We start from the raw sequence: 26,714 nt of genomic DNA, 5'->3' as shown, positions 1-26,714 counted from the left end.
AAATTACAAAAACTTGACAAAAGTATGGCTTCAGAAAAAATCAGGTTTATTTTTATAGGAAATTCAACCTAAAAAACCTGATTTTAATATCTTCGTTTTTATGAACGCTAATATTCTGCAAACGCCCATAGATTACCTAAAAGGAGTTGGCCCAAATCGCGCCGATCTACTCCGGAAAGAGCTTGGCATTCATACCTACCAGGATCTAGTTAATTTCTTCCCTAACCGATATCTGGATAAAACCCGGTTTTATAAAATAAATGAATTACAACGAAATTCAGCTGAAGTACAGGTGGTGGGGAAAATCACCCATATAAAAAGTGTTGATCAGAAACGAGGTAAGCGTTTGGTGGCCGATTTTATTGACGACACCGGAAAAATGGAACTCGTTTGGTTTCGGGGCCAAAAATGGATTAGGGAGAATTTAAAGATCAACACCCCTTATGTGATCTTTGGAAAGACCAATTGGTTTAATGGCCTTTTTAGTATGCCACATCCAGAAATGGAATCGGTGGAAGAATATAAAAAACAACTGCGCACTGCGATGCAGCCTATTTATCCTTCTACCGAAAAATTAGCCAAATCTGGAATTACCAATAGGGTAATCAATAAATTGATGCAACAGCTTTTTATTGAAACCAAAGGTAAATTCTATGATACGCTTTCTGAGGAAATCACTACCGAATTAAAATTGATCCCAAAAGTAGAAGCAGTATTCAATATTCATTTTCCGCAGAGCCAGGAATTATTGGCAAAAGCTCAGTTTCGATTAAAATTTGAGGAACTGTTTTACATTCAGCTGCAATTGCTCATCAAAAACATGCTACAAAAGCAGAAAATAAAAGGTTTTGTTTTTGAAGAAATTGGGCAAAATTTTAGTGAATTCTATAGTAATCACCTTCCTTTTGAACTTACCGGTGCACAAAAAAGAGTTATTAAAGAAATTAGAGCAGATCTGGGAAGCGGTGCGCAAATGAACCGTTTACTACAGGGAGATGTTGGTTCAGGAAAAACAATTGTGGCGCTAATGTCTATGTTTATTGCTTTAGACAATGGTTTCCAGGCTTGCTTAATGGCACCAACTGAAATTCTTGCAATTCAGCATTATAATGGTCTTGTAGAACTATGTAAGGATCTGGACACCAGTATTTACTTGCTTACCGGTTCATCTAAAACAAAAGCGCGGCGGGAAATTCACGAAAAGCTGGAGAATGGAGAAATAGATATTCTTATTGGCACTCATGCTTTGCTGGAAGATAAGGTGAAGTTCAAAAATTTAGGACTGGCCGTTATAGATGAACAACACCGATTTGGGGTGGCACAACGGGCAAAATTATGGCGAAAGAACAAAGTACCTCCACATATTTTGGTAATGACGGCAACGCCAATTCCGCGAACCCTGGCAATGAGTCTTTATGGCGATTTGGATATCTCGGTAATAGATGAATTACCACCCGGCAGAAAGCCAATAAAAACAGTTCATCGCTATGATAGCAACCGACTTAAAGTCTTTGCTTTTATAAAAGATGAAATAAAAAAAGGGCGCCAAATCTATGTGGTTTATCCATTGATTCAGGAATCGGAAAAAATGGACTATAAAGATTTAATGGACGGCTATGAAAGTATTGCTCGTGAATTTCCAGATGAACAAATTTCTATAGTTCACGGCCAGATGAAATCTGACGCTAAAGATTATGAAATGGATCGTTTTGTGCGCGGTGAAACCCAAATTATGGTCGCAACCACCGTAATTGAAGTTGGCGTGAATGTTCCAAATGCCAGTGTAATGATTATTGAAAGTGCCGAGCGATTTGGCCTTTCACAACTTCACCAACTTAGGGGGCGTGTAGGCCGTGGCGCTGAACAGAGCTTTTGTATTTTAATGACGGGACACAAATTATCTAACGATAGTAAAACCAGGCTGGAAACCATGACTGCTACTAACGACGGTTTTGAAATTGCTGAAGTTGATTTGAAATTACGAGGCCCCGGAGATATTATGGGTACCCAACAAAGCGGCGTTTTAAACCTAAAAATTGCCGATATTGTAAAAGATAATGACATTCTAAAATTGGCACGTTACCATGCGATGCAAATTCTAAAAGAAGACCCCAGCCTCTCTCTTGAAAAAAATAAGGTGTTGCGTTTTACCTATGCTCAACTGGCAAAACATAAAAATATCTGGAACTATATTAGCTAGGAATCAATTTTGCTTCAGAAAAACCCTACTGAGTTTCCCTTGATTTTAACCATAATTAATATTATCGCTTCAAATTTTTTAAATCCTATCTCTCTAGTTAAACCAAGGCTTCCCAACAACAAGCAAGCAAACAGATAACTGATTTACAACATCTAACAAGATTTCATGAGATTTTTTTCGCCGCATTATTGCGTAAATTTAGGTGATAACCAAAACACCTAATATTATGAAAAAAGGAATAATTTTAAAAAAGCTGCTGAGCTTAATCCTTATTTTATTCGGTAGCTTACTGTTTGCTCAGGAAGACAACAAAACAACCCTGGAAGAGAAATTATATCAAGAATATAAAAGCAATGGTCTTGATGAGGCGATGAAAATGTATGAAGAGCATAAAACTGCAGAATACGAAGGTTTACAGGAACCTTTAAATTTACTTGGGTATAAATTGATGATGGAGGATAATGACCTGGAAACTGCAGAGCATGTTTTTAAAGCTCAAATTGAGGAATATCCAGAACAAGCTAACCCTTATGATTCTTATGGCGACCTATTATTGGAAAAAGGAGAGAATGAGAAGGCCAAAGAACATTTTAAAAAAGCGGCAAAATTAGCGGAAAACATAGAGGATGAAGCAGAAAAAACCGAAATGAAACAAGCTTCGCTTTCAAAATTAGCTCGTTTAGAAAATAAGCATCGAAAGCTAGATTTTCTAGCAGGAGACTGGGAAATAACACAAACCGGCTACAGAGATGGCCAGGCAATGGATATACCCAAAAGCACACAAAATATTACTTACTTACCTGGGGAATCAGTTTTAAGAATAACGCATACCAAAGAAGGTAATGTTGCTTGCTGCGAGAGAATAGTAGCCTACGATGCTATGGATGACACTTACCAAATGGCTTATGTTAATGCAGTAAACCCAAATGGAATTCAGGTTTCTGATTTATCTATAACCGATAAAGGTAATGGAGAATTTGAGTTCATGGAAGATTACATACAAAACAATGAAGAAAAACAAGCCAAACACGTAATCTTAAAAAAAGATAAAGACCATATAGAATGGCATGTTTATCTACCAAAAGAAGGAAGCCAGGATTGGGAACTTGTAAATAAAATGGAGTTTAAAAGAGAAGCTTAATTATTAGTTTAAGTTTAATTAGCGTTTAAAAGGAGCACCTTAGGGAGCTCCTTTTTTTTTCATGAATTTCCCTGAATTAATCCATTAAAAACCCCGGCCAGTGTTCCTTAGGTTTTAATCAAAAAATCATTTTTTTAATCGAAGTAACCTACAAAGGATATAAATCTCGATTATCGAGTAAAATTAAAATTTCAAATTATGTCAAAACTATTCGTAATACTATCTTTGCGAACTGAAAATATTAAGACATGAAAATTTCATATAACTGGCTTAAACAATTCATTAAACTTCCTGAAGCTGAAGAAGCAACCGGAGAACTACTCACTGATCTTGGACTTGAGGTGGAAGGCCTGGATAGTTTTCAAAGTATTAAAGGTGGACTTGAAGGAATTGTAGTTGGTCACGTTCTAGAATGTAAAAGTCATCCTAATGCCGATAAATTACAACTTACCAACATAGATCTTGGTAATGGAGAACAGGTACAAATTGTTTGCGGAGCACCAAATATTGCAGCGGGACAAAAAGTTCCGGTTGCTACAATTGGTACTACACTTTATGATGAAAATGGAGAAGCCTGGCCTATTAAAAAAGGGAAGATTAGGGGTGAAGCCAGTTTTGGAATGATTTGTTCTGAAAAAGAACTTGGTCTTGGCCAAAGCCACGAAGGGATTATGGTGATGAAAGATGACCTTATTCCCGGAACTCCCGTAGCCGAAATTTTTGAAGTAGAAAACGACCAGGTTTTTGAAATTGGCCTAACGCCAAACCGTGCTGATGCCATGAGCCACTGGGGTGTTGCCAGAGATCTTAAAGCCGGTTATACCCAACAGGGGAAAAACCTGGAACTTATTACTCCCTCAGTTAGTAGTTTTCATGTAGATAATAGAAGTCTTAAAATACAAATACAGGTTGAAGATTCGGCGCTTGCTCCAAGATATTGCGGAGTGACAATTTCGGGACTTAAGGTTGAAGAATCACCAAAATGGCTTCAGAATAGGTTAAAGGCCATAGGTCTTGGTCCAAAGAATAATATTGTAGATGCTACTAATTATGTAATGCATGAGCTTGGGCAACCTTTACACGCTTTTGATGCCGGAAAAATAGCCGGAAATGAAATCAACGTTAAAACTTTAGATAAAGGCACTAAATTCACCACCTTAGATGAGGTAGAGCGCGAACTTCACGAAGAAGATCTTATGATCTGTGATGCCAATAAACCGCTTTGTATCGCTGGTGTATTTGGAGGAGCTACAAGCGGGGTAACCTCAACTACCACACAAATCTTCCTGGAAAGTGCTTATTTTAATCCGGTGAGCGTTAGGAAAACCGCTAAAAGACATGGCTTAAATACCGATGCTTCATTTAGGTTTGAAAGAGGAATTGATCCTAACATTACCGAATATGCTTTAAAACGTGCCGTACTTTTAATTACCGAAATTGCCGGTGGTGAGGTAACCAGTGATATTGACGATCTTTATCCGAAGAAAATAGAAGATTTCCAGGTTTTTCTAACCTTTGATAAGGTAAACAAGCTTATTGGGGAGAATCTTCAGCAGGAAACCATTAAATCTATACTCGCTTCTCTGGAAATTCGCGTGAATAATGTTACCGAAACCGGAATGGGCCTTACAATTCCATCTTACCGGGTAGATGTGCAGCGTGAAGCCGATGTGATTGAAGAGATTTTAAGAGTTTATGGGTACAACAATATTAAGTTTGGCGAAAAATTAAATGCTTCAGTAGCCAATTCTTCTAAGTTTGAAGATTACCGGCTTCAGAATTTAATTGCTAATCAGCTAGTGGGACAGGGTTTTTACGAAACAATGGCCAACTCATTAACATCCCCATCTTATACTGAATTGAGTGAGCAATTGAACGCTTCTCATAATGTAAAGATGCTAAATCCTTTAAGTCAGGATTTATCTGTATTACGCCAATCTATGCTGTATTCAGGTTTAGAATCTGTGAGTTATAATATTAACAGAAAACGCAGCGATTTAAAATTATTTGAATTCGGGAAAACCTATCACGATTTTAACGGTAGTCGAGTAGAAAATAAACACCTTTCTATTTTTATTAGTGGAAACCGAAATGCAGAACGATGGAATTCAACTTCAGGAAGAACCGATTTCTTTCTATTGAAAGGGGTTATCGAATCTATTTTTCAAAGATTAGGAATTCAAAATTTAAAACCTTCTGCAGTAAAATCTGATGTATTTTCGGAAGGACTTATATTTTCTTCAGCAAAAAACAATCTAGTTTCATTTGGAGTAATTCGTAAAAAAGTATTGAAGCATTTTGATATTGACCAGGAAGTATTATACGCCGACTTTAACTGGGACGCCTTATTGGAAGTGATCAAAACCAGAAAGACAAGTTTTAACGCTATTCCAAAATATCCTACGGTAAGACGTGATTTTGCTCTGCTATTGAATAATAATGTTTCTTATGAAGAAATTGAGCAAATCGCCCTAAAAACAGAGAAAAAACTGCTTAAGGAAGTAGATCTTTTTGATGTTTACCAGGGAAAAAATCTTCCGGAAGGGAAGAAAAGTTACGCGGTAAGTTTTAAGTTTCAGGATGATAATAAAACCCTTACCGATAAGCAGGTAGATAAAATGATGAAAAAACTTCAGCAAAGATTTGAAGAAGAACTTCAAGCTGAATTAAGATAATACTATATAAAATTGGCTGCTTAAATTTCCATCTTTACGTCAACCTGAATTTATTTCAGGTTCTAACTTGAACTAAGTTTCAATTTAGCTTAGACTCTGAAACAAGTTCAGAGTGACGTTAGGAACTTTTAAACAGCCAATTTTTATTATCTGCTAAAGAAAATTATGGAAATTCTTTAAAAATTTCATCTACGTAATCTCTTATATCTCTTTCTAATCTTTTTAAACCAATTTCCTCATCGGCAGTGCCACGCCATAAAATTTGATTTGTTCTTCTGTCAATTAGATCTATAACAATTGATTTTTCTTTATAAGGAAGTTGTTTAACCTTCTCTGCCGCGGTAATTCGCTGTACAGTAAAATAGTTGTCATAAGTATAATCTTCATAATATGGCCCTATGTAAAGCCCAGGACGATAGTATGAAAAATTAGTATAAACAGGATTTGCATTTACATCAACTATTCTTTCATCAAACATCGTGTGAACATACACTAAAACATCTGGCCTGCTATTATCTATAGCATAGCCTTCGCTAGACATATTATTGTTTATGGTAGCTATAATAACTTCGTGAATGCGATCATTATCATAATCAGTATCTTTAATAGTATCCTTATTAGGTAAATAAGAATACGTATTGTACTTCTTTATTTTTTTGGCCGAGTCTTTAGAAATATTGCTTCCAGAGCCGCAAGACATCATAAAGGCTCCGGCCATAATTAACGTAATAAATAGTTTTACTTTTTTCATAAACTTCAATTTTCACTCAAAATAAGCCTTCCTTAAGAACTAGGAAAAGTATATAACTTATTTGATATTTAATTAACAAAATAAGAGCGGCCATATAGACCGCTCTTTAATTCTTCTTTTTCTATAGCAATTTATTTCCCTGGCAATACTACTGTATCAATAACGTGAACAACCCCATTTGATTGATTTACATCTGCAACGGTTACGGTAGCTACATTACCTGAAGCGTCTTTAAGCTTTACTTTACCATCTTCCATCATCGCGTAAAGTTTTCCACCTTGCACGGTTTCAAAAGTAGCTTTTCCGTCGCCATTTTTAATAGCGGCTACAACATCTTTTGCTTTAAAATCACCCGCAATTACGTGGTAAGTAAGAACAGCCTGCAATTTCTCTTTGTTCTCTGGCTTTAAAAGTGTTTCTACCGTTCCTGCTGGTAGCTTTTCGAAAGCGGCATTTGTTGGTGCAAATACAGTAAAAGGACCTTCGCTTTGTAAGGTTTCTACTAATCCAGCAGCTTTTACTGCAGCTACTAAAGTAGTGTGATCATTAGATTGCGAAGCATTTTCTACAATATTCTTGCTGGGATACATTTCTGCACCGCCAACCATAGTAGATCCGTTTTGGGCCATTAAAGTCCCGCCAATAAATAGGAAACAAAAAATTCCTAATAGTTTTAAATTTCTCATAACAATAATTTTTAAATGGTTTATTAAATAAACGAGATTAGAAGTGCTTCGGTTTTTATTTTTATTCGATTTAGCATTTCATTAAGAATTCGTTCATTTTAATTTTTGTCTAATTTAATCTTAAATTAGTTAAACATTATTTAAAATTATCTAATTAGTATAGTTTTAACACCAGGACAGTAAGACTAAAAATTATGATTGCAAGAATCATCTTAATTACTTAATTTAGTGATAGATGCTAAAGAAAAAGAAAATGAAGTTGAACTTAAATTTACCTCGCACCAATTTAAAAATACAGTTGTATAAGTCTAGAGAAAAAAGGATTTCTACAGCAAACATTTTACAACAGGTACAGGAGATATTTGAAAATGAAGCAAGAAAGGACGATGAAATTCTAAAGGAAATTCATAATGGAGATGCCGGAGTTAATAATTTTAACCTGGACCTATTAGAAAGCAATAGAATTTTTCACCTTTCTGATATTGAAAAACTTTGTATTGATTATCGTTTGCGTTTTTTAGACAGTATTTATTTTAAAGGAGAAATTCCTTACGAAACACTCTCTAAAATTAAAGCTTTAGAAAAGGAGCAGCAAATGACTTTAAAAGGTTTCAAAATTGTTGCGCCTTCTAAACTTTTTAAACTTGAAAACGCCGATGATCCTTTACTTTTTGCTCCCATGGGCAACAATTATTTTTATCTAATACACAAATGGGGCAATGATCTTCATCCTTTACGAAAGTTGATGATGTGGCCTTTTAAGTATTTAGAAAATTTCACCCTTGTGTTACTTGCTGGAAGTTTTTTACTTGCGCTACTAATTCCAGATGGACTTTTTTCTCCACAACAAACCACCACACAGTTTTTAATGATATTTTTCTTTGTATTTAAGTGGATTGCTGGTCTATCTATTTTTTATGGTTTTAAAAAAGGGAAGAATTTTAGCTCGGCTATTTGGCGAAGTAAATACTATAATGCCTAGAACGTTAAACTCTATATAAAATAGTCCTTAAGCTATATTATACTTCGTATTTTAGTTAGTAATAAAAACTATAAATTATGAGTTCAGACGAATCTTACAAACGAGTATATACAGGTTCTGACACCAATGTCCAATACTTACAGGAACTTTTTGGTAAAGCGGGGATTTCTTCGCGGGTGAGAAACGATTTTGATTCAGGCCTGCGTGCCGGCTTTGGAGGTGGTTTACCGGGACAGGTTCAACTTTTTGTAGTAAATAATCATTTTGATGAAGCCTTAAAAATTGCTAAAACAACCTTCCCAAAAGATTATAAAGATGAATAACCTCAAAGGAGGAAAACGCAACAAATGGTATTTAATACTGGGAATTCTTTTTCTTGTATATGGTACCTACAGGCTCTACACCCACTTAACTGCAGCCGAAACAGATAATTTTGGATCCATTCTGGCAGTAGGCTTTATAGTTTTCGGAATCTATGATCTATTTAGATATTTTAGAAAAGTCTAGAAAATACAATTTACTAAACCCATAAAAATAAAAAAGGTCATTTCTTTTATAGAATGACCTTTTTATTTTTATGGGTTTAGTTATTATTACCAACTTAACACGGCACTTGCCCAGGTAAATCCGCTACCAAAGGCGGCTAATACCACAACATCTTCATCTTTAATTTTTCCTTTCTCCCAGGCTTCACATAAAGCAATAGGAATAGATGCTGCTGTAGTGTTTCCGTATTTCTGAATATTATTATAAATCTGGTCGTCGCTTAATTTAAATTTCTGCTGAACATATTGTGAAATTCTCAAATTTGCCTGATGCGGAATTAACATATCAATATCCTTAACTTCCAATCCATTGGCTTTTAAACCTTCCATGATCACTTCAGAAAAACGCTGAATCGCATTTTTAAACACAAATTGACCATTCATATAAGGATAATATGGAATATCGTCTCCCTGCGGATTTTCAGCAATAATCTCTGGAACCCAGTGATTTGTACTTGGCCCTTTTAGAGAAAGTTCTAAGGCATGTTTTCCCTCAGCATGTAAATGAGTAGAGAGAATTCCCTCTCCGTTATGATCGCTTCTGGTTAAAACCACTGCTCCTGCTCCATCTCCAAAAATCACAGAAACCGAACGCCCACGAGTGCTAAAATCGAGTCCGCCACTATGGTTTTCGCTACCAATAACCAGCACATTCTTGTACATCCCGGTTTTTATAAATTGATCGGCAGTTGAAAGTGCATAGATAAATCCGCTACACTGGTTTCTTACATCTAAAGCCGGGCAGGTATTTATAGCTAACATTTCCTGTACCTGCACCCCACAACCAGGAAAGTAATAATCTGGACTTAGGGTGGCAAAAACAATTAGATCTATATCGTCTTTGTCAATCTTAGCACGCTCAATAGCTATTTTGGCTGCTTTCACGCCCATTATAGCAGTAGAATTACCGTCTCCTTTCTTGATATGTCTACGTTCTTTGATACCCGTCCTCTCCTGAATCCACTCATCATTAGTATCCATTATTTTCGCCAAATCATCGTTAGTAACAACATTCTCTGGAACATAACTTCCAACTCCGGCTATTTTAGATTGATACATATTCTATTGTTTAGTATATTTAGACATTAGTCAATTTAAATTTAATAAAAATGTAATACGCAATATAGTAAAGATAACTATTACTACGATTATGGCACATTTTTATTTAATTTCAAAAACCACACTTTTATGAGAAAAATTATTTTAAGTATTTTTAGTTTAATGCTGAGTTTCCCTGCGCTATTTGCCCAGGAAGATCTCACCTATCAAAAACCGCCCAGTGAAATCCTTGAGCTGGTAGATGTGCCATTAGCGCCTTCTACAATTTTAGATAGTGACGGAGAAATGATGGTGTTTCTATATCGCGATCAATATAAATCTATCGCTGAACTTAGCGAAGAAGAATTAAGACTTGGAGGATTAAGAATTAATCCTGTAACTAATATTAGCAGCCGCGCCAGGTATTATAATAACCTGGAAGTTAAACCTATTGATGCCGAAACTCCAACCCAGGTAAAAGGTTTACCCGAAAATGCACGTTTAGCGAATTTTAGTTGGTCTCCAGATGAAACAAAAATTGCTTTTACCCACACTACAAATAAGGGGGTAGAACTTTGGGTTATGGATCTTGAAAATGCCCAGGCCAAAAAATTAACCGAAGCTAATCTTAACGCAAATATGCGCGATGTGATTAACTGGTTTAAAGATAATTCATCGGTTTTAGTTAAAATGCTTCCTGAAGATCGTAAGGATTTAATTAATACCGAAACTGCTATTCCAACGGGACCTACTGTTTCAGTAAGTGATGGAAAAGAAGCGCAAAACCGTACCTACCAGGATTTGCTTAAAAACCCTAACGACGAATATAACTTTGAGCAATTAGCCCGTTCAGAATTAGTAAAAGTAAATCTAGATGGTACTTCACAAAAATGGATGGACGCTAAAATGTACAGTAACGTTTCTTTCTCTCCAAACGGTGAGTATGTAATGGTTAATCACATAAAAAAACCCTTTTCTTATTTGGTTCCATATTATAGATTTCCTTCAGAAACAAATATTTACTCGGCAAACGGGGAAATGGTAAACCAGGTAAATGACGAACCCCTATTGGAAGATCTGCCTAAAGGATTTATGTCTACCCAAACTGGAAGAAGAAATTTACAATGGCGCAGCGATAAACCTTCTACACTGGTTTATGTAAAAGCTTTAGATGAGGGCGACCCTGAAATTGAAGTAGATTTTAGGGATGAAGTTTTTGTTTTAGAAGCACCGTTTAGTGGTGAAGGAAATGCTATCCTAAAAACAAAAGATCGTTTTTCAGGAATAACCTGGGGAAATGATGAGATTGCCATAGCTAATGATTATTGGTGGAATACTCGGAATACAAGAACCTATGTATTTAACCCGTCTGACGCTTCTGAAGAACCTGAAGTGATCTTTGACAGGAATTATCAGGATCGTTACAGCGACCCCGGAAGTTTTGTTACTACAAAAAATGATTTTGGCCAGAGTATTCTAAAACTTGATGATGAAGATGCTTTTCTACTTGGAGCCGGTTATAGCGAGGAAGGGCAATTTCCTTTTGTAGATAAAATCGACCTGGAAGATGGTGAAACCGAACGTCTATACCAATCTGAATACAACGATAAGAAAGAAACTCTTGTAGAAGCTTTAGATATTGAAGACGGAGAAATCCTGGTAAGAATAGAATCGGCTACCGAATATCCTAATTATTATATTAGAGACATAGATGATAAAGAAGACCTAACACAAATTACTTCTTTTGAAAATCCTTTTAAAAGTCTTGAAAACGTAAGTAAAGAAGTAATTACTTACGAGCGAGAAGATGGATTGGAATTAAACGGAACACTTTATCTACCTGCAGGATTTGACAAAGAAAACCCTGAAGAACATCCTATGATCGTTTGGGCTTACCCAAGAGAATACAAGGATAAAAATTCGGCTTCACAGAATACTTCAAATGCCAACGATTTCACTTATCCTTATTATGGTTCTCCAATTTATTGGGTAAATCGTGGTTATGTGGTATTAGACGATGCTTCTTTCCCAATTATTGGAGAAGGTGAAGAAGAACCAAATGACAGCTTTAGAAAACAACTGGTTGCAAATGGAAAAGCAGCTATAGACGCGGTTGCCGAAATGGGTTATATAGATCGTGACCGAGTTGCAGTAGGTGGCCATAGTTATGGTGCCTTTATGACGGCAAACCTACTATCACATTCTAATCTTTTTGCTGCAGGTATTGCCCGAAGTGGTGCCTATAACAGAACGCTAACTCCTTTTGGTTTCCAAAGTGAAGAGAGAAGCTATTGGGAAGCTCCAGAAGTTTATTACAATATGTCTCCATTTATGCATGTCGATAAAATGAAAACTCCTCTTTTATTGATTCACGGGGAAGCAGATAATAATTCCGGAACTTACCCTATGCAAAGTGAACGTTATTTTAATGCCTTAAAAGGACTGGGCGCTACTGCTCGTTTGGTAATGTTACCAAAGGAAAGTCACGGCTACAGCGCTAAAGAATCTGTTCTACACGTGCTTTGGGAGCAAGACCAATGGTTAGAACAATACGTGAAGAATAAAGAAGAAGCCGGAAATATTGAAACTTCAGAAGAAATGAAGGATTAACTTTTAGGTTTTATACTTCAATTAGGCTGTTTGAGAAGCTCTCCTTCCGTCAAGCTGAACTTGTTTCAGCTTCTAACATCTTAGATCCTGAAACAAGTTCAGGATGACGATTTTAAGTCTTCTCAAACAGCCTTTTTTATTTCAGAGTTTTCGGAGAAAATTCATCCTGAGATCTCACTTTAAAATTCTTACTTAAAGACCAAAAATAGGAAAAGCGCCATTACCATTATAGGGACGGTAACAACGCTCTTCCACAACCTAACCAATAAATAAAACCAATAATTAAGACATATAATTCTTATATCTATTAACCTCGATCTTCGCCTGGAGATCGTGCAACAAATTGTATAAGCCAAAAAACGTACGATTAATATATAGGAAGTGTTTGCTTCCCCGGTTACCATTCATTTTTCGCAGTTCTGTATCTTTACTATATTTTTCGCTGAGTGCTGTAATTGAATTCCAAAAACTTTCATCGGCAAAATCAAAAGTCTCTTCGTGAAACGGACCCGTGAATAAGCTCAGCATTTCATAAAATAACTCTGAAAAATATTCGATTTCTCTTTCTGAGTCGTCTTCCCTTAGAATTTCCAATTGAAAAAGTTTTTCATTGAAAAATTCAGGATTATTGATATTTTCTCTGTTAGCCAATTCGAAGTAGGGGACATAGAAATCATCTGGCACCTGTTTAATGCAGCCAAAATCTATAGCGATAAGATTAGCATCTTCATCAATAAGGAAGTTACCCGGGTGAGGATCGGCATGTACTTCTTTTAAACAATGCATTTGGTACATATAAAAATCCCACAGCGCCTGGCCTACTTTATTAGCTTTTTCCTGATCGGTATTTTCCTTTGCAAATTCGCTTAAATGTTTCCCGGTCATCCAGTCCATCGTGATAATTCGCTCACTGGATAAGTCTTCATAATATTTAGGAAACTTTAAATTTGGAATGTGTGCGCAGGCTTCAGAAATTTCTTTACTCTGCTTTACTTCCAGGATATAATCGGTTTCCTCGAGTAATTTCCCTTCAACTTCCTTAAAATATTTTGCGGAATCTTTACCCTGAAGGTTGAACATTCGGGTAGCAATAGGTTTCACCATTGCCAAATCTGAACTTATACTATCTGCAACGCCGGGATATTGAATTTTCACAGCAAGTTTTCTCCCATCTTTTTCGGCTCTATGAACCTGACCAATACTGGCAGCATTCACAGATTTAGTCGCAAATTTGTCGTATAATTCTTCAGGGTAAGCTCCGTTGTACTTCTTAAATGTTTTTCTAACTAAAGGTGCAGAGAGCGGTGGCACACTAAATTGCGCCAAGCTAAATTTCTCTACATAGGCATTTGGCAAAAGGCTCTTTTCCATGGAAAGCATTTGCGCTACTTTAAGCGCGCTTCCTTTTAAGCTTTTAAGGCTATCATAAATATCATCTGCATTGCTTTGGTCTAGCTCATCTCTTGTAAATTCAGAATTGAAAGCTTTTTTGCTATAATATTTAAGGTAATTGCCTCCCACTTTCACTCCGGTTTGCACCAGTTTTGAAGTTCGGCCAATTTTGCCAGTTGGTATGTTATCTATTGTTTTCATTGTAGTTTGAGATAGACTTTATTAAGCCATTTTTTCTTTCCATAGAAATTTTCCTAAATCTATAACCCGTTCTAATGGGGTATTATCGAACACATCAAAAACGGTGTTTACAGACTTTTCTATCGCTACATCTGTACTCTCAAATTGAGGAGAATTATCTTCCATCCAAAATTTTATGAGAAACATTAGCTGTACCCAGGCTGCTTCTGAAAATATTTTCTCTGATTGCTGCAAAGCTTGAATTGCCTTGTCTGCGTTACCATCCTGAATAAGATCTCCCGCAAAAGATTTTACTCTTTTTCTTAAACCTTTTAATTGCTGAAGGTTTTTCATTTGGCTTTCGTGTTCTTTCAACGAGAATAGCACATAACTTCTATTTGCAGTTAGCATTTCAAAAAAGGTATAATAGAAAGTGAGCATTTTTTCACGGTTGGTGAAAGTCTCAAATTCGGGACTTTTGTGAAGCACTGTAATAGTATGCTCATAAAATCGTTCCCAAATTCCTTTTTGCAATCCTTCAAAACTTCCGTAGAAATTGTAGAATTCATCTTCCTTGATCTTGTTCTCCTTACAAAATTTATAAACCGTTTTAGGACGTCTCTCTTCTTCCAATACATAATCCATATACATTGAAATAAGCTTGTCTTTATCTAAAACTTTCTTGGTTGTTGTTTTTTTAGCTGTAGCCATAATTGTTATTTCTTTCTCAAAGATACATTTTGTTTAAGTTTTAATTCATAATATTAAACAAAATGTTTGTTAAAAATATTCAGTGGTTAAATTGTGGTTTAGAAATTTAGACGCTATTCTACATTTTACATTACAGCCTATGTCAGTTTGTCAGCGGAGTTTTAATGGTATTTTTTTTGACTATAAAAAAGCAACGTAAAATATTATTAAAACAAACATATATGGCAACCGGAAAAATTAATGTCTCTGTAGAGAACATTTTCCCACTGATAAAGAAGTTTCTTTACAGTGACCACGAAATCTTTTTAAGAGAGTTAATCTCTAATGCAACAGATGCTACCTTAAAATTAAAACACCTTACCGATATTGGCGAAACCGATGTAAAATACGGCAACCCTGTAATTGAGGTGAAGATTGACAAAGAAGGCAAAAAACTTCACGTTATAGACCAGGGAATTGGAATGACGAAAGAAGAAGTTGAGAAGTACATTAATGAAGTAGCTTTCTCTGGCGCTGAAGAATTCCTGGAAAAATATAAAGATTCAGCTAAAGACAGCGGAATTATTGGCCATTTTGGTCTTGGTTTCTATTCTGCCTTTATGGTGGCCAACAAGGTAGAAATCATTACCAAGTCTTACCAAGATGACCAGGCTGCACATTGGGTTTGTGAAGGTACTACTGATTTCACCATTGAAGATGCCGATAAAAAAGAGCGTGGAACAGAGATCATTCTTCATATAAATGAAGAGGACGAAGAGTTTTTAGAAGAAAATAGGATCCAGGAATTATTGGTGAAGTATAACAAGTTTATGCCCATTCCAATTAAGTTTGGAACCAAGGAAGAAACTTTACCATTACCGGAAGACGCTCCTGAAGATGCTGAAGCAGAAACCAAAACGGTAGATAATATTATTAATAATCCTGAACCGGCGTGGACCAAACAACCAACCGATTTAGAAGATAAAGATTACAAAAGTTTTTACCGCGAGTTGTATCCAATGCAGTTCGAGGAACCTTTATTCCACATTCACCTTAATGTAGATTATCCTTTTAATCTTACCGGGATTCTTTATTTCCCAAAGATGACGCAGGATATGAATATTCAGAAGGATAAAATTCAGCTTTATCAAAACCAGGTTTTTGTAACCGATAATGTTGAAGGAATTGTTCCGGAATTCTTAACCATGCTTCGCGGGGTTATAGATTCTCCAGATATCCCATTGAACGTTTCCCGTTCTTATCTTCAGGCAGATGGTGCTGTTAAAAAGATCTCCAGCTACATTACCCGTAAAGTAGCCGATAAGCTAAAATCTCTTTTCAATAATAATCGTGAAGATTTTGAACAAAAATGGAACGATATTAAGATCGTTATTGAATACGGAATGCTTTCAGAAGATAAATTCTACGAAAAAGCGCAGAAGTTTGCGCTTTACCCAACGGTAGATAACGAGTATTATACTTTTGATGAACTTCAGGAAAAATTAAAGGATAACCAAACCGATAAAGACGGGAACCTGGTTGTACTTTACGCTTCCAATCAAGACGAACAGCATAGTTATATTGATGCGGCTAAAGCCAAAGGTTATAAAGTTTTACTATTAGATTCTCCAATTATCTCTCACCTACTTCAAAAAATGGAAGGTGAAAAAGAGAAAATTTCTTTTGTACGTGTAGATTCAGATCAGGTAGACAACCTCATCAAAAAAGACGAAGAGAAAATTTCAAAACTTTCTGAAGAAGAAAAAGAGAAACTAAAAGGAGACTTTGAAAAAGTAATTCCGAAGGAAAAATATACCGTACAAATGGAAGCGATGGATAGCGATGCAGCACCATTGCTAATCACGCAGCCAGAATTTATGCGCCGAATGAAGGAAATGCAGCAAACCGGTGGCGGTGGAATGTTTGGAATGGGCAATATGCCAGAAATGTATAACCTGGTGGTAAATACCAATCACCCATTAATTTCTGAAATTCTAAATACCAAAACCGAGAAGAAACAAGAACGCTTAATTAAGCATTCTTTAGACCTGGCGAGATTATCTCAAAACCTGCTTAAAGGAGAAGAGTTAACTAATTTCGTAAAACGTAGTTTTGATATGGTAAAGTAATTTCTTCTTAGGAGGAAATTTTAGAAAAGGCCTGGAAAGTCTTGTTATCGTCAAGCTGAACTTGTTTCAGCTTCTAACATCTTAGATCCTGAAACAAGTTCAGGATGACGAAAGAAACAGCTTTCCAGGCCTTTTTATTTTATATAAACTAGAAGTTCGAGAAGATATGTTGTAAATAAAACAGCTTAATTCTTAGAGACAGATTCAATCCCTGCACTTAAATTCAGCTTTATAATTTGATAAAAGCGTTCTACATCATAAGGTTTCACAATAATATCGTTCATACCAGATGCATAAATCTCATTTCTAACCTCCTCTATTTCTACTGCAGTTAGTGCAACTATAGGCACGTGTTTATTAAATTCTCTTATGCGTTTTGTAGTTTCCATACCGTTAATTCCCGGCATATTTAAATCCATTAGAATAAGGTCAAAATTTTCAGAAGATGCTTTTTCAATAGCCTCTACACCATTAGATGCCACAACGCATTCAAAATTTTGTTTCTCCAGTATTCTACGCGTTACCACTTGATTTATTCTATTGTCATCTACAACAAGAATTTTCTGGGATTCCTTTAAATTATCCAAATAAACCTCGTGAGCAAAGCCTGCTTTCTTAGAAGGAGAATTGTCTTCTTTAAGACTAAGGCTAAAACAAAATAACGAACCTTCGCCTTCTCTACTTTTTAAATGAATTTGAGAGTCAAACAATTCAAGCAAGCGTTTAACAATTGGCAATCCAAGGCCGGTGCCCTGGTAATTATAGTTAGCAGCTTTAAGTTGCGAAAACTCTTCAAAAATTAATTTCTGCTTATTTTTTGGTATCCCAATTCCATCATCTTTCACTTCAAAATAAATTACCGATCTATCTTCAACCCGAGCTTGTAATTTTATATTGATAAAAATATTTCCATTCTCGGTAAATTTTACAGCATTCCCTACCAGGTTCATTAGTATTTGAGACAAACGTACAGGATCACCAATTAAATCTACCGGTATATCTTCATCTATATTATAATATACCTTGTTTTTATTCTGAAGGCGGGTAAACTCGAACGTGTTTACAATACTTAGCACTAATTCCTTAATATTAAACGGAATATTCTCCAGTTTCACCTGGTTAGATTCCATTTTATTCATTTGTAGTACATCATTAATAAGTGCTAGAAGATAATCTGCAGAGAATTTTAAGGATTTTAGATCACTTTCATGCTTTTTAAGGCTTTTATCGTCTAATAACAAAGAAGTAAGCCCTACCACGCCATATAATGGTGTTCGTAACTCATGACTAACAGTAGAGAGGAATTCTGTTTTTAATTTAGAAAGACGTTCTGCATTATCACGCGAATCTACCAGCTGGTTATTTTTTTCTTTGAGTTTATAAATAAGCTCTTTTCTGTCCTGGTTAATTTTGTTTAGAATTAAAAGGGTTATAATAAGTATAAGGGAAGCTACCACCATAATTAGGATTTTCTCGGTAGATTTACTTATTAATTCATCCTGATAGGCTTGTTCCTTTTTCGATATCTCCAGGTTACGGCGATATTCGTTTACATCAAAACGAGCATTGGCAGCTTCAATTTGAGCCAGTTTATCTTTTTCAAAAAGCTGGGAATTATAATCATCGTATTTCTCAAGGAATTTATATGCAGCTTCAAATTCGCCCTTTTGAAACAACATAGCCGCATAGTTTTTACAAATTATAGAGGCCGGCAGAATTAATGAATCTTTTTCGGCCAATTTCAAACCTTTAGTAAAATAGTATTCAGCAGAATCCAGGTGATTTGTTTTATGATGATATTTCCCCAATAACATATAAAGCTGAGAGCGTGCGTTATTATTTTCCTGATTTTTCAAAAGCTTGAGAGCCTCATTAAGATAAGGATATGCCAGTGAATATTTCTTCCCATCCATATACGTCCAACCTATATTCACGGTAGAGATCAACTTCTGTTTTGGGATTTTTAAACTGTCGGCCAAATCAATTACCTTATTATAATAATCAATTCCTTTTTGCTCGTTCCCTTTCTCTTCAGAATAAATGTTACCCAGGTTGTTATATATATACAACAATAACGTATCGTTTTCTATATTTTGGGCAATATCCAGCGCCTTTAAATAACTAGATTTCGCTCGGGAAACATCTTTTAATTCGTTATAAGCTGTGCCTAAATAATTATGCGCGTGAAACTTATAATAGTTATCCTCTAGAGTTTCGGCGTGTTTAAGCAGAAGGATTGCACTCTCCACACCATCTTTATAATTATATTTAGTTAAATATTCTTTGGTGTTTTCGGTTAGCTGTTCAAGGCTATCTTTAGAAACAGGTGTGTTCTTTTGCGCAAAGAGCAAATTGAAACCTATTAAATAAAAAAGAATTGGGAGGTAATTATGTTTCAATATTGCAGCAAGTTAGGTTGTAGAAGGGGGTATAAAAATACTTTAATTTTAGGAAATACACAAGATTTTGATAATTAGACAGATAATAATATAAAAATACAGGAACTGTTTCAGATATATTTTTATCTTTAAAACATGCAATACCCCTGGCACCTTTATCTCATGGGCGCGATGTATATCGTAGCCGGAATAATTCACTTTCTAAAACCTAAAATGTATATGCGTATCATGCCGCGTTATTTACCGGCGCATAAATCTTTGGTATTCTTAAGTGGAATAGCCGAGATCTCTCTTGGCCTAATGCTATTTTTCCCTATAACTAAAGATCTTGCGATCTATGGAATTATTCTCATGTTACTGGCTTTTCTCCAGGTACATTTCTATATGCTTTCCTCAAAAAAAGCCGGCGCCGGCATTCCCCAATGGGCTTTATTGCTAAGAATACCGCTACAGTTTTTTCTAATGTATTGGGCCTGGTTCTATTTACAATTTTAGAACCAAATTATAAATATAATGCCGCAATCAAACTCGTTCATTTTTCGCTCTATTTCCTTGCTCATAATTTCCATAGCTATGGCTATGCAAACGAATCGCAGCATCATAGAACAAAAAAGCAACTTCGCTTTCTGTGCGACTTTACAAATTAAATTGGTATAAAAGATGAAGTCAGAAGTTTTTAGTTTACCCGATGCAGAGCTAGAGTATTTCCCAAATTTTCTTCTTAAAGCTGAAGCAGATTTTTTATTAAAAAAAATACTAAAGGAAGTCCACTGGCAACAACAAAATATTAAACTCTTTGGAAAACAGATCCCCCAGCCGCGCCTAACAGCATTTTATGCCGAAAAGGGAATTTCCTATACTTATTCCGGATTACAATTAAAACCAGATAGTTTTTCAACTGAATTATGGGATTTAAAACAAAAAACAGAAGAATTAACGGGCTTTAATTTCAATACCTGTCTTGCAAATCTATATCGCCATGGAAAAGACAGTATGGGTTGGCATGCTGATGATGAAAAGGTTTTAGGTAAAAATCCCGTTATTGCTTCAATAAGTCTGGGTGGTATTAGGCGGTTTCAATTTAAACATAAAACCAATAAAGATTTAAAAGAAAGCATCGAACTACAACACGGCAGCCTGCTTATAATGAAGGGCAGTATGCAGCACTTTTGGAAACATCAACTTCCAAAAACCAAGAAAGAAGTCTCCCCAAGAATCAATCTTACATACAGGAAAATAAATTAAAAAAGCCGTAATGAACAGTGTCAATACGGCTTTTCTAAGACAAATATTAGGTTAAAACTTAACCATAAATCTCATTGAGTATTTTCGCTAAGCGTATCCCACCTTTTTGGAGTTGCTGCAGCACGGTTGGCAAATATTTATACATATACTCGTAACCTAGCTTCTCGCCTATTTCCACAGAATCGTAAAGCTCATCTGCCATTGCGCGAGACTCATATAACCAATCTATAACCGCTCCTTTCTCTATAGCCTTTATTTGTAATCTACTCAATTTACGACTATTTTCTGCAAGCTCGGTATAACTCATCTGATAAGAGTCTATCATTTGGCTATCCCAAACCCTATGAATATTTGTTCCCTTATTGTACCAGCGCACTTGTATATCATTTCCGCCTTTATCTGCCCCTCTTCCCACGTGAAAAGGCTGGTGCAAATCCCCAACAAAGTGCACCAACATCTTAAGGTAAAATTGTTTTTCTTCCTTAGCGGCATTTTCGTCTTTTAAAACCGCTTTACACTTTAGAATAGCCTGATACAAATCACCTTTAGGGTTTGCAGTTTCTTCGTTATACTCTTCCTCATCAGGCGCAAGATTTACATAATGCCAGGGACCATATTTTCTGAAATTGGGATCACTCTTAATATCATCGCCAAAATTTGCTACAAAGGCCAGGCCCTGTCCGTTTAAAATTTTGTCTATCGCTTTTTTAGCTTTTTTACTTAAATAGGTTTCAGCTATTTCTCCTGTAGCACGGTGACCTGTTTTCCCCCAATCATTATCATTGGCATAACCCAAATTCATAATAAACACTACAAAAACTAGCAATAATATATTTTTCATTTATAGATTTTTATGGAAATGAACCCGAATACAAGGCCATCTCTATTAATTTTTACAAATATAATGAAGCTCGTATTTTTTATATGTTAATTTTTTCTGAGTATCGAACTAATATAATATATTTATGATATCAATTTAATATCAACCAATTTTCAAATATTATGACTCAGGAAAAAAATCTTACAGCATCAAACGGCTATATTATGCTGTTTGTTTTTCTATTTCTATTCTTCGGAAGCATTATCGGTTTTATTGTCCTCAGTAATGCCTGGTTTATTCTGGGCATAGTTGTCGCGTTATTTATTCTACCCGGACTTATTCTGGTTAATCCAAACGGCTCCAGGGTTCTTTTACTTTTTGGAGATTATAAGGGTACTGTAAAAAAGAACGGACTTTTTTGGGTCAACCCATTTTATACCAAAAAGAAAGTTTCTTTACGAGCCCGAAATTTTGACAGTGAGCGCCTAAAAGTGAACGATAAATTAGGAAATCCGGTGATGATAAGCACTATTCTGGTTTGGCGCGTGCGCGACACCTATAAAGCCTCTTTTGATGTAGATAATTTTGAAAACTTTGTGGTGGTACAAACAGATGCCGCCGTGAGAAAGCTTGCCAGTCTTTATCCTTATGATAATTTTGCCGACGAAGGTTTAGATGAAGATATTACGTTGCGTTCCAGCGTAAATGAAGTTAGCGATGCTCTTGAAAAAGAGTTGGAAGAGCGCTTAAATATTGCCGGAATTGAAGTTTTAGAAGCTAGAATTGGTTACCTGGCATACGCCAATGAGATTGCCAGCGCAATGTTAAAACGTCAGCAAGCAACAGCAATTGTTGCTGCCCGGCATAAAATTGTTGAAGGAGCGGTGAGCATGGTAGAAATGGCTTTACATCAGCTTAACGAAAAAGAATTAGTAGACCTTGATGCCGAAAGTCGCGCAGCAATGGTTAGCAATTTAATGGTTGTACTTTGTAGTGATAAAGACGCAACGCCGGTGGTGAATGCCGGAACTTTAAATCATTAATAGAAAATGCAATGAGAAATTTAAGGCTCAGCTTATTCTTAATTTTCTTCGGAAGTTTTCTGACTTCTTCTCAAAATCGGGTTTTTACCCAAGAAGAGATTAGTATTGATAAATTCACCGATGGAACTCTTACCCTACCCAAGAATGTTGAAAATTCTTCGTTGGTAATTTTTATACAGGGTTCGGGGCCTACAAATCGAGACGGAAATCAAATTGGAATGCAAAGTGATTTTTCCAAAAAAATCACCCATCAATTAGCGAAAAATGGAATTGCCAGTTTTAGGTTTGATAAACGCAGTATTAAAGCCAAAGAATTAAATCTCAAACAAATTTCGTTTGATGATTTTGTAACTGATGTAGAAAATATCTTAGGTTATTTTAAACATGAGGAGAAATTCAATACTATAATTATAGCAGGACACAGCCAGGGTTCCTTAATAGGCATTTTAACGGCAAAAGCAAATGCTGATGCTTTTATTTCTTTTGCAGGGGCAGGAGAAAATATAAACCATATTTTTGCCGCGCAACTTTCAGCTCATTTACCTCAGTTTGAAGATGAAATAAAGAAAAGCCTTAAGGAAATTAAAGAAACCGGAAGTAGTGATGCATATCCCAAAATATTAGGTTCAATTTTTAACGCCCAAAATCAAATTTTTCTAAATACATGGATGAAGTATGACCCTTGCCGGGAGATTGCAAAACTAGAGATTCCCATCTTAATTATAAACGGTACAAATGATGCACAGGTAAAAGAAGAGCAGGCAGAAATGCTTCATAAAGCAGCTATTAATTCAGAGTTAGTGCTACTGGAGAATATGAACCACGTTTTTAGAGAAATAGTCTCTGAAGACCTTACAAAAAACTATCAGTCATATAATAACCCTGAATTACCTTTGCATCCTGAATTAATTCCGGTTTTAACCGATTTTATTAAAAATCTGGAAATCAAATAAAATGAGTAATAAAAAAGCATTCGCCCTTAGAGTTGATGAAAAGATGCTGAAAGCCATTGAAAAATGGGCTGCTGATGAATTTAGGAGCACCAATGGGCAAATTGAGTGGATGCTAAACAAAGCACTTAAAGAAGCAAATCGCCACCCTAAAAATAAAAAAGAAGAATAATGCAATATAAAATAGTTTTCTCAGACATTGATGGGACATTACTAAACCACGACAGGGTTTTATCTCCTGCTACCATTTCAACAATAAAGAACTTAAAAGATAAGCTGCCTTTTATACTTATTTCTGCAAGAATGCCAGCGGCAATGAGACATCTTCAGGGAGATCTTGATATTAACGAACAACCAATAATTTGTTATAATGGAGGCTTAATCCTGGTGAATGGAAAAGCGGTGAGTTCTACTGAAATTCCAATAAACACACTGGAAAAGCTTTGTGATTTTAATAAAACCATGAATTGTCACTTAAGTCTTTACCATAGTGATGAATGGTATGTTCCACAATATGATCAATGGGCTGCGCGTGAAGAAAACAATACCAAAGTAAAACCAGAAATTAAATCGAATACTGATATACTTTCTTCCTGGAAAAAAGATAATAAAGGAGCACACAAGATTATGGCTATGGGCGATGAAGCACATATAGATGAAATTAAAAACTTTCTATCCCAAAACTTCCCAGATCAATTACATTTATACCGTTCTAAATCTACTTATCTTGAAATTGCCAATAAGGAGGTTTCAAAACTTACTGCTATTAAATTTTTACTTAAAAATCATTTCAATTTAAGTCCGGAAGAAAGTGTTGCTTTTGGAGACAACTATAATGATGTAGAAATGATAAAAGGTGTTGGTATGGGTGTAGCCGTTGGAAATGCCAGAAAAGAAGTTTTGGAAGTTGCCAATATAGTAACTCAAAGTGGTAAAGAAGATGGCGTTGCAAATAGCCTAAAGGAATTGTTTAAAATCAATATACAGGATTAGTGATAATCCCTAAGAAGAGTTTAATAAAAATTGTATTTTGGCGCCGTTTAAAACTTTTCTAATGGAAGATACTCCTGTTTTTACCAATGATGCAATAGTATTTGGACTTTTAATGCTCGCTCTGGGTTTTGTGTTTGTCACATCATCCAGGAAAGAGGGTTTTTGGAAAAAATTCTACGCTGTTGTTCCTGCACTTTTAATGTGTTATTTAATTCCTGCAATTTTTAATTCGCTAGGATTAATAGACGACAGCACCTCTCAACTTTATTTCGTGGCCAGCCGATACCTTCTACCCGCTTCCCTGGTTTTAATGACGCTTAGTATAGACTTAAAAGCGATTTTTAACCTTGGGCCAAAAGCGCTAATTATGTTTTTTGCAGGTACCGTTGGAATTATCGTTGGTGGCCCGCTTGCCATTTTAATCGTTTCAGCCATTTCTCCTGAAACCGTTGGTGGCGTTGGCCCAGATGCTATTTGGCGTGGTCTTTCTACTATTGCAGGTAGCTGGATTGGCGGTGGAGCCAACCAGGCAGCAATGCTCGAAATTTATGAATATAACCCAGAACTATACGGTGGGATGGTGCTGGTAGATATTGTAGTCGCTAATTTGCTTATGGCAGGTTTGCTGATGGGAATTGGAAAGAGTGAAAAAATTGATAAATGGTTAAAAGCTGATAATTCAGCAATAACCGAGCTTAAAAATAAGGTCTCTAATTATGCTGATAGCGTTACCCGAAATCCCAGCCTGCCAGATTATATGGTAATGCTAGCCCTTGCTTTTGTGGCTGTTGGAATTGCACATTGGGGAGCCGATGAAATATCAGCCTACTTATTATCTAATTTTGAGATTTTCAATAACAGTAAAAGTGCACTCTCTTCCTTTTCTTCTTCATTTTTCTGGATGATCACTATTGCTACAGCCATTGGAATTGCACTTTCTTTTACAAGGTTAAAAACCTACGAAGGTGCCGGAGCCAGTAAATTGGGAAGCATTTTCATTTATATTCTTGTAGCCACTATTGGGATGAAAATGGACCTGGGCATGGTTTTCGACAATCCGGGTCTCATCGGCATCGGACTTATTTGGATGTCTATTCACGTGATTTTTCTTATTGGCACCGCAAAACTTATTAAAGCCCCCTACTTTTTCCTTGCGGTAGGCAGCCAGGCCAATGTTGGAGGCGCAGCATCAGCACCTGTAGTGGCGGCAGCATTTCATCCTTCCCTTGCTACTGTTGGTGTATTACTTGCAGTTTTTGGATACGTAGTAGGTACCTATGGAGCAATTCTAACTACTATTTTAATGCAAATCGCAGCGGGGAGTTAGTTTAGAATAGAAATTTATAAGATATTTGCCGCCCGAAGAAAAGCATAAACCAATATATCTGCTTAGAAAAAATTCCCACATCCAAAGAAAATTATAAAAAGATGAAAAAACTTAGCATTCTTTTACTGGCTATTACAGCCCTTAGTTCTTGTAACAATAAAGAAAGCAACCTTATTGTAAATGCCAATATTGAGGGCCTTAAGAAAGGAACCGTTTATCTTCAGAAAATAGAAGATACGCTTATGGTAGATGTAGATTCTGTAGCCGTAAACGGTAATGCTAATATTAGCCTGGAAGCTTTTATTGAAAGCCCACAGGTAATGTATCTTTATCTCAAAAAGTTGGACAACTCACAATACGACGATCGCATTGACTTCTTTGCTGAAGAAGGAGAAGTGACCATTAATACCACTTTAGAAAAGTTTGTAACTGATGCAGAGATAATCGGCGCAAAAAACCAGGAAAAACTGGAAGAGTATCGTAAAATGATGAGCCGTTTCAATGATAAAAACCTGGAATTAATCAAAGAAAATTTTGAAGCGCAGAAGGAAGAAAATGAAGAAAAATTAATTGAGGTAAATAAGCAATATGAAAGCTTGCTTAAAAGAAAATACCTCTACACTGTTAATTTCGCGATTAACAACAAAGACCTCGAAGTAGCTCCTTATCTAGCTCTTTCTGAAGTTTTTGATGCAAACATTAAATACCTGGATACCATTTATAATTCTTTGGAGCCAAAGGTGAAAAAATCTATGTACGGGAAAGAATTAAAAGACTTCCTAAAAGAACGAAAAGAAGAACAAAAAGAAATAGAAAACATAAAAACTGAAGAGACTAACAATAATGGAGAAAGTGTGAGTTAATTCAGCATTTATTTTTGAAAACTAAAAAGCCTGTAATTAAAAATTACAGGCTTTT

The 26,714-nt window shown here is 35.8% G+C and carries 23 protein-coding genes; 16 read left to right on the top strand and 7 right to left on the bottom strand.

The features are described from left to right. Window positions 1-100: 100 nt before the first annotated feature. The 3 genes from recG (at window position 101) to pheT (ending at window position 6,016) form a co-directional block, all read left to right on the top strand. Window positions 101-2,200, top strand: a complete 2,100-nt coding sequence (gene recG, locus B5X51_RS09675) for an ATP-dependent DNA helicase RecG (RefSeq protein WP_079720974.1) — start codon at window positions 101-103, stop codon at window positions 2,198-2,200. 226 nt (window positions 2,201-2,426) lie between these two features. Then, on the top strand, window positions 2,427-3,341 hold the full coding sequence (locus B5X51_RS09670; protein WP_079720973.1) for a tetratricopeptide repeat protein: 915 nt from the start codon (window positions 2,427-2,429) through the stop codon (window positions 3,339-3,341). A 248-nt stretch (window positions 3,342-3,589) separates the two neighbouring features. After that, window positions 3,590-6,016 (top strand): phenylalanine--tRNA ligase subunit beta, encoded by a 2,427-nt coding sequence (pheT, locus tag B5X51_RS09665; protein WP_079720972.1) that lies wholly within the window; start codon window positions 3,590-3,592, stop codon window positions 6,014-6,016. A gap of 163 nt (window positions 6,017-6,179) precedes the next feature. On the opposite strand, the gene B5X51_RS09660 is transcribed toward pheT, so the two are convergent. Both B5X51_RS09660 and B5X51_RS09655 read right to left on the bottom strand, forming a co-directional pair. Then, window positions 6,180-6,767, bottom strand: a complete 588-nt coding sequence (locus tag B5X51_RS09660; RefSeq protein WP_079720971.1) for a DUF4136 domain-containing protein — start codon at window positions 6,765-6,767, stop codon at window positions 6,180-6,182. A 131-nt stretch (window positions 6,768-6,898) separates the two neighbouring features. Beyond that, the gene (locus B5X51_RS09655) at window positions 6,899-7,453 is read right to left on the bottom strand and encodes a fasciclin domain-containing protein (protein WP_079720970.1); all 555 of its coding nucleotides are present in this window, start codon (window positions 7,451-7,453) and stop codon (window positions 6,899-6,901) included. 253 nt (window positions 7,454-7,706) lie between these two features. On the opposite strand from B5X51_RS09655, the gene B5X51_RS09650 reads away from it, so the two are divergent. From B5X51_RS09650 to B5X51_RS09640, 3 genes are all read left to right on the top strand, one after another. Further along, window positions 7,707-8,435, top strand: a complete 729-nt coding sequence (locus B5X51_RS09650) for a hypothetical protein (protein ID WP_245828734.1) — start codon at window positions 7,707-7,709, stop codon at window positions 8,433-8,435. A 77-nt stretch (window positions 8,436-8,512) separates the two neighbouring features. Then, window positions 8,513-8,758, top strand: coding sequence for a putative signal transducing protein (locus tag B5X51_RS09645; protein ID WP_079720968.1), 246 nt, complete (start codon window positions 8,513-8,515; stop codon window positions 8,756-8,758). Continuing rightward, on the top strand, window positions 8,751-8,942 hold the full coding sequence (locus B5X51_RS09640; RefSeq protein WP_079720967.1) for a hypothetical protein: 192 nt from the start codon (window positions 8,751-8,753) through the stop codon (window positions 8,940-8,942). Before B5X51_RS09645 ends, B5X51_RS09640 begins: the two co-directional genes overlap by 8 nt. An 86-nt stretch (window positions 8,943-9,028) precedes the next feature. Here the strand turns inward: B5X51_RS09640 and B5X51_RS09635 are convergent, their stop codons facing one another. Then, complete coding sequence (locus B5X51_RS09635) at window positions 9,029-10,039, bottom strand: 3-oxoacyl-ACP synthase III family protein (RefSeq protein WP_079720966.1); 1,011 nt, start codon at window positions 10,037-10,039, stop codon at window positions 9,029-9,031. 129 nt (window positions 10,040-10,168) lie between these two features. Between B5X51_RS09635 and B5X51_RS09630 the strand changes: the two genes are divergently transcribed. Then, a complete protein-coding gene (locus B5X51_RS09630; RefSeq protein ID WP_079720965.1) occupies window positions 10,169-12,628 on the top strand; it encodes a S9 family peptidase in 2,460 nt (819 codons plus the stop codon). A 282-nt stretch (window positions 12,629-12,910) separates the two neighbouring features. On the opposite strand, the gene B5X51_RS09625 is transcribed toward B5X51_RS09630, so the two are convergent. Both B5X51_RS09625 and B5X51_RS09620 read right to left on the bottom strand, forming a co-directional pair. Beyond that, on the bottom strand, window positions 12,911-14,221 hold the full coding sequence (locus B5X51_RS09625) for an ABC1 kinase family protein (RefSeq protein WP_079720964.1): 1,311 nt from the start codon (window positions 14,219-14,221) through the stop codon (window positions 12,911-12,913). 21 nt (window positions 14,222-14,242) lie between these two features. Next, entirely contained in the window at window positions 14,243-14,911 is a 669-nt protein-coding gene (locus B5X51_RS09620) for a TetR family transcriptional regulator C-terminal domain-containing protein (RefSeq protein ID WP_079720963.1), read from the bottom strand. A gap of 221 nt (window positions 14,912-15,132) precedes the next feature. Here B5X51_RS09620 and htpG point away from each other — a divergent pair, with 221 nt between their 5' ends. Continuing rightward, a complete protein-coding gene (gene htpG, locus B5X51_RS09615) occupies window positions 15,133-17,019 on the top strand; it encodes a molecular chaperone HtpG (protein ID WP_079720962.1) in 1,887 nt (628 codons plus the stop codon). Between the two features lie 185 nt (window positions 17,020-17,204). Here the strand turns inward: htpG and B5X51_RS09610 are convergent, their stop codons facing one another. Beyond that, window positions 17,205-19,418 carry a tetratricopeptide repeat-containing hybrid sensor histidine kinase/response regulator gene (locus tag B5X51_RS09610; RefSeq protein WP_079720961.1) on the bottom strand — a complete coding sequence of 738 codons (2,214 nt, stop codon included), beginning with the start codon at window positions 19,416-19,418 and terminating at the stop codon, window positions 17,205-17,207. A gap of 135 nt (window positions 19,419-19,553) precedes the next feature. On the opposite strand from B5X51_RS09610, the gene B5X51_RS09605 reads away from it, so the two are divergent. Together B5X51_RS09605 and B5X51_RS09600 are read left to right on the top strand one after the other, a co-directional pair. Further along, a complete protein-coding gene (locus B5X51_RS09605; RefSeq protein ID WP_079720960.1) occupies window positions 19,554-19,913 on the top strand; it encodes a DoxX family protein in 360 nt (119 codons plus the stop codon). A 165-nt stretch (window positions 19,914-20,078) separates the two neighbouring features. Beyond that, window positions 20,079-20,663, top strand: a complete 585-nt coding sequence (locus B5X51_RS09600) for an alpha-ketoglutarate-dependent dioxygenase AlkB family protein (protein WP_079720959.1) — start codon at window positions 20,079-20,081, stop codon at window positions 20,661-20,663. Window positions 20,664-20,721: 58 nt separating this feature from the next. Here B5X51_RS09600 and B5X51_RS09595 read toward each other — a convergent pair whose 3' ends face one another. Continuing rightward, a complete protein-coding gene (locus B5X51_RS09595; protein ID WP_079720958.1) occupies window positions 20,722-21,504 on the bottom strand; it encodes a S1/P1 nuclease in 783 nt (260 codons plus the stop codon). A gap of 161 nt (window positions 21,505-21,665) precedes the next feature. On the opposite strand from B5X51_RS09595, the gene B5X51_RS09590 reads away from it, so the two are divergent. From B5X51_RS09590 to B5X51_RS09565, 6 genes are all read left to right on the top strand, one after another. Then, window positions 21,666-22,526: an SPFH domain-containing protein gene (locus B5X51_RS09590; RefSeq protein WP_079720957.1), complete on the top strand. Its 861-nt coding sequence runs from the start codon at window positions 21,666-21,668 to the stop codon at window positions 22,524-22,526. Between the two features lie 11 nt (window positions 22,527-22,537). Beyond that, window positions 22,538-23,479: an alpha/beta hydrolase family protein gene (locus tag B5X51_RS09585; RefSeq protein ID WP_079720956.1), complete on the top strand. Its 942-nt coding sequence runs from the start codon at window positions 22,538-22,540 to the stop codon at window positions 23,477-23,479. A 1-nt stretch (window position 23,480) separates the two neighbouring features. Next, the gene (locus B5X51_RS09580) at window positions 23,481-23,648 is read left to right on the top strand and encodes a type II toxin-antitoxin system antitoxin (RefSeq protein ID WP_070053311.1); all 168 of its coding nucleotides are present in this window, start codon (window positions 23,481-23,483) and stop codon (window positions 23,646-23,648) included. After that, a complete protein-coding gene (locus B5X51_RS09575; protein ID WP_079720955.1) occupies window positions 23,648-24,469 on the top strand; it encodes a Cof-type HAD-IIB family hydrolase in 822 nt (273 codons plus the stop codon). The genes B5X51_RS09580 and B5X51_RS09575 overlap by 1 nt, the downstream gene beginning before the upstream one ends. A gap of 61 nt (window positions 24,470-24,530) precedes the next feature. Then, window positions 24,531-25,796: a DUF819 family protein gene (locus B5X51_RS09570; protein WP_079720954.1), complete on the top strand. Its 1,266-nt coding sequence runs from the start codon at window positions 24,531-24,533 to the stop codon at window positions 25,794-25,796. A 101-nt stretch (window positions 25,797-25,897) separates the two neighbouring features. Continuing rightward, window positions 25,898-26,659, top strand: coding sequence for a DUF4369 domain-containing protein (locus B5X51_RS09565; protein ID WP_079720953.1), 762 nt, complete (start codon window positions 25,898-25,900; stop codon window positions 26,657-26,659). Window positions 26,660-26,714: the final 55 nt, after the last annotated feature.

This window comes from Salegentibacter holothuriorum (assembly GCF_900168045.1).
Classification (GTDB): Bacteria; Bacteroidota; Bacteroidia; order Flavobacteriales; family Flavobacteriaceae; genus Salegentibacter; species Salegentibacter holothuriorum.
The sequence above is the reverse complement of the archived record's forward strand: the minus strand, read 5'-3'. Positions and strand labels throughout refer to the sequence as shown.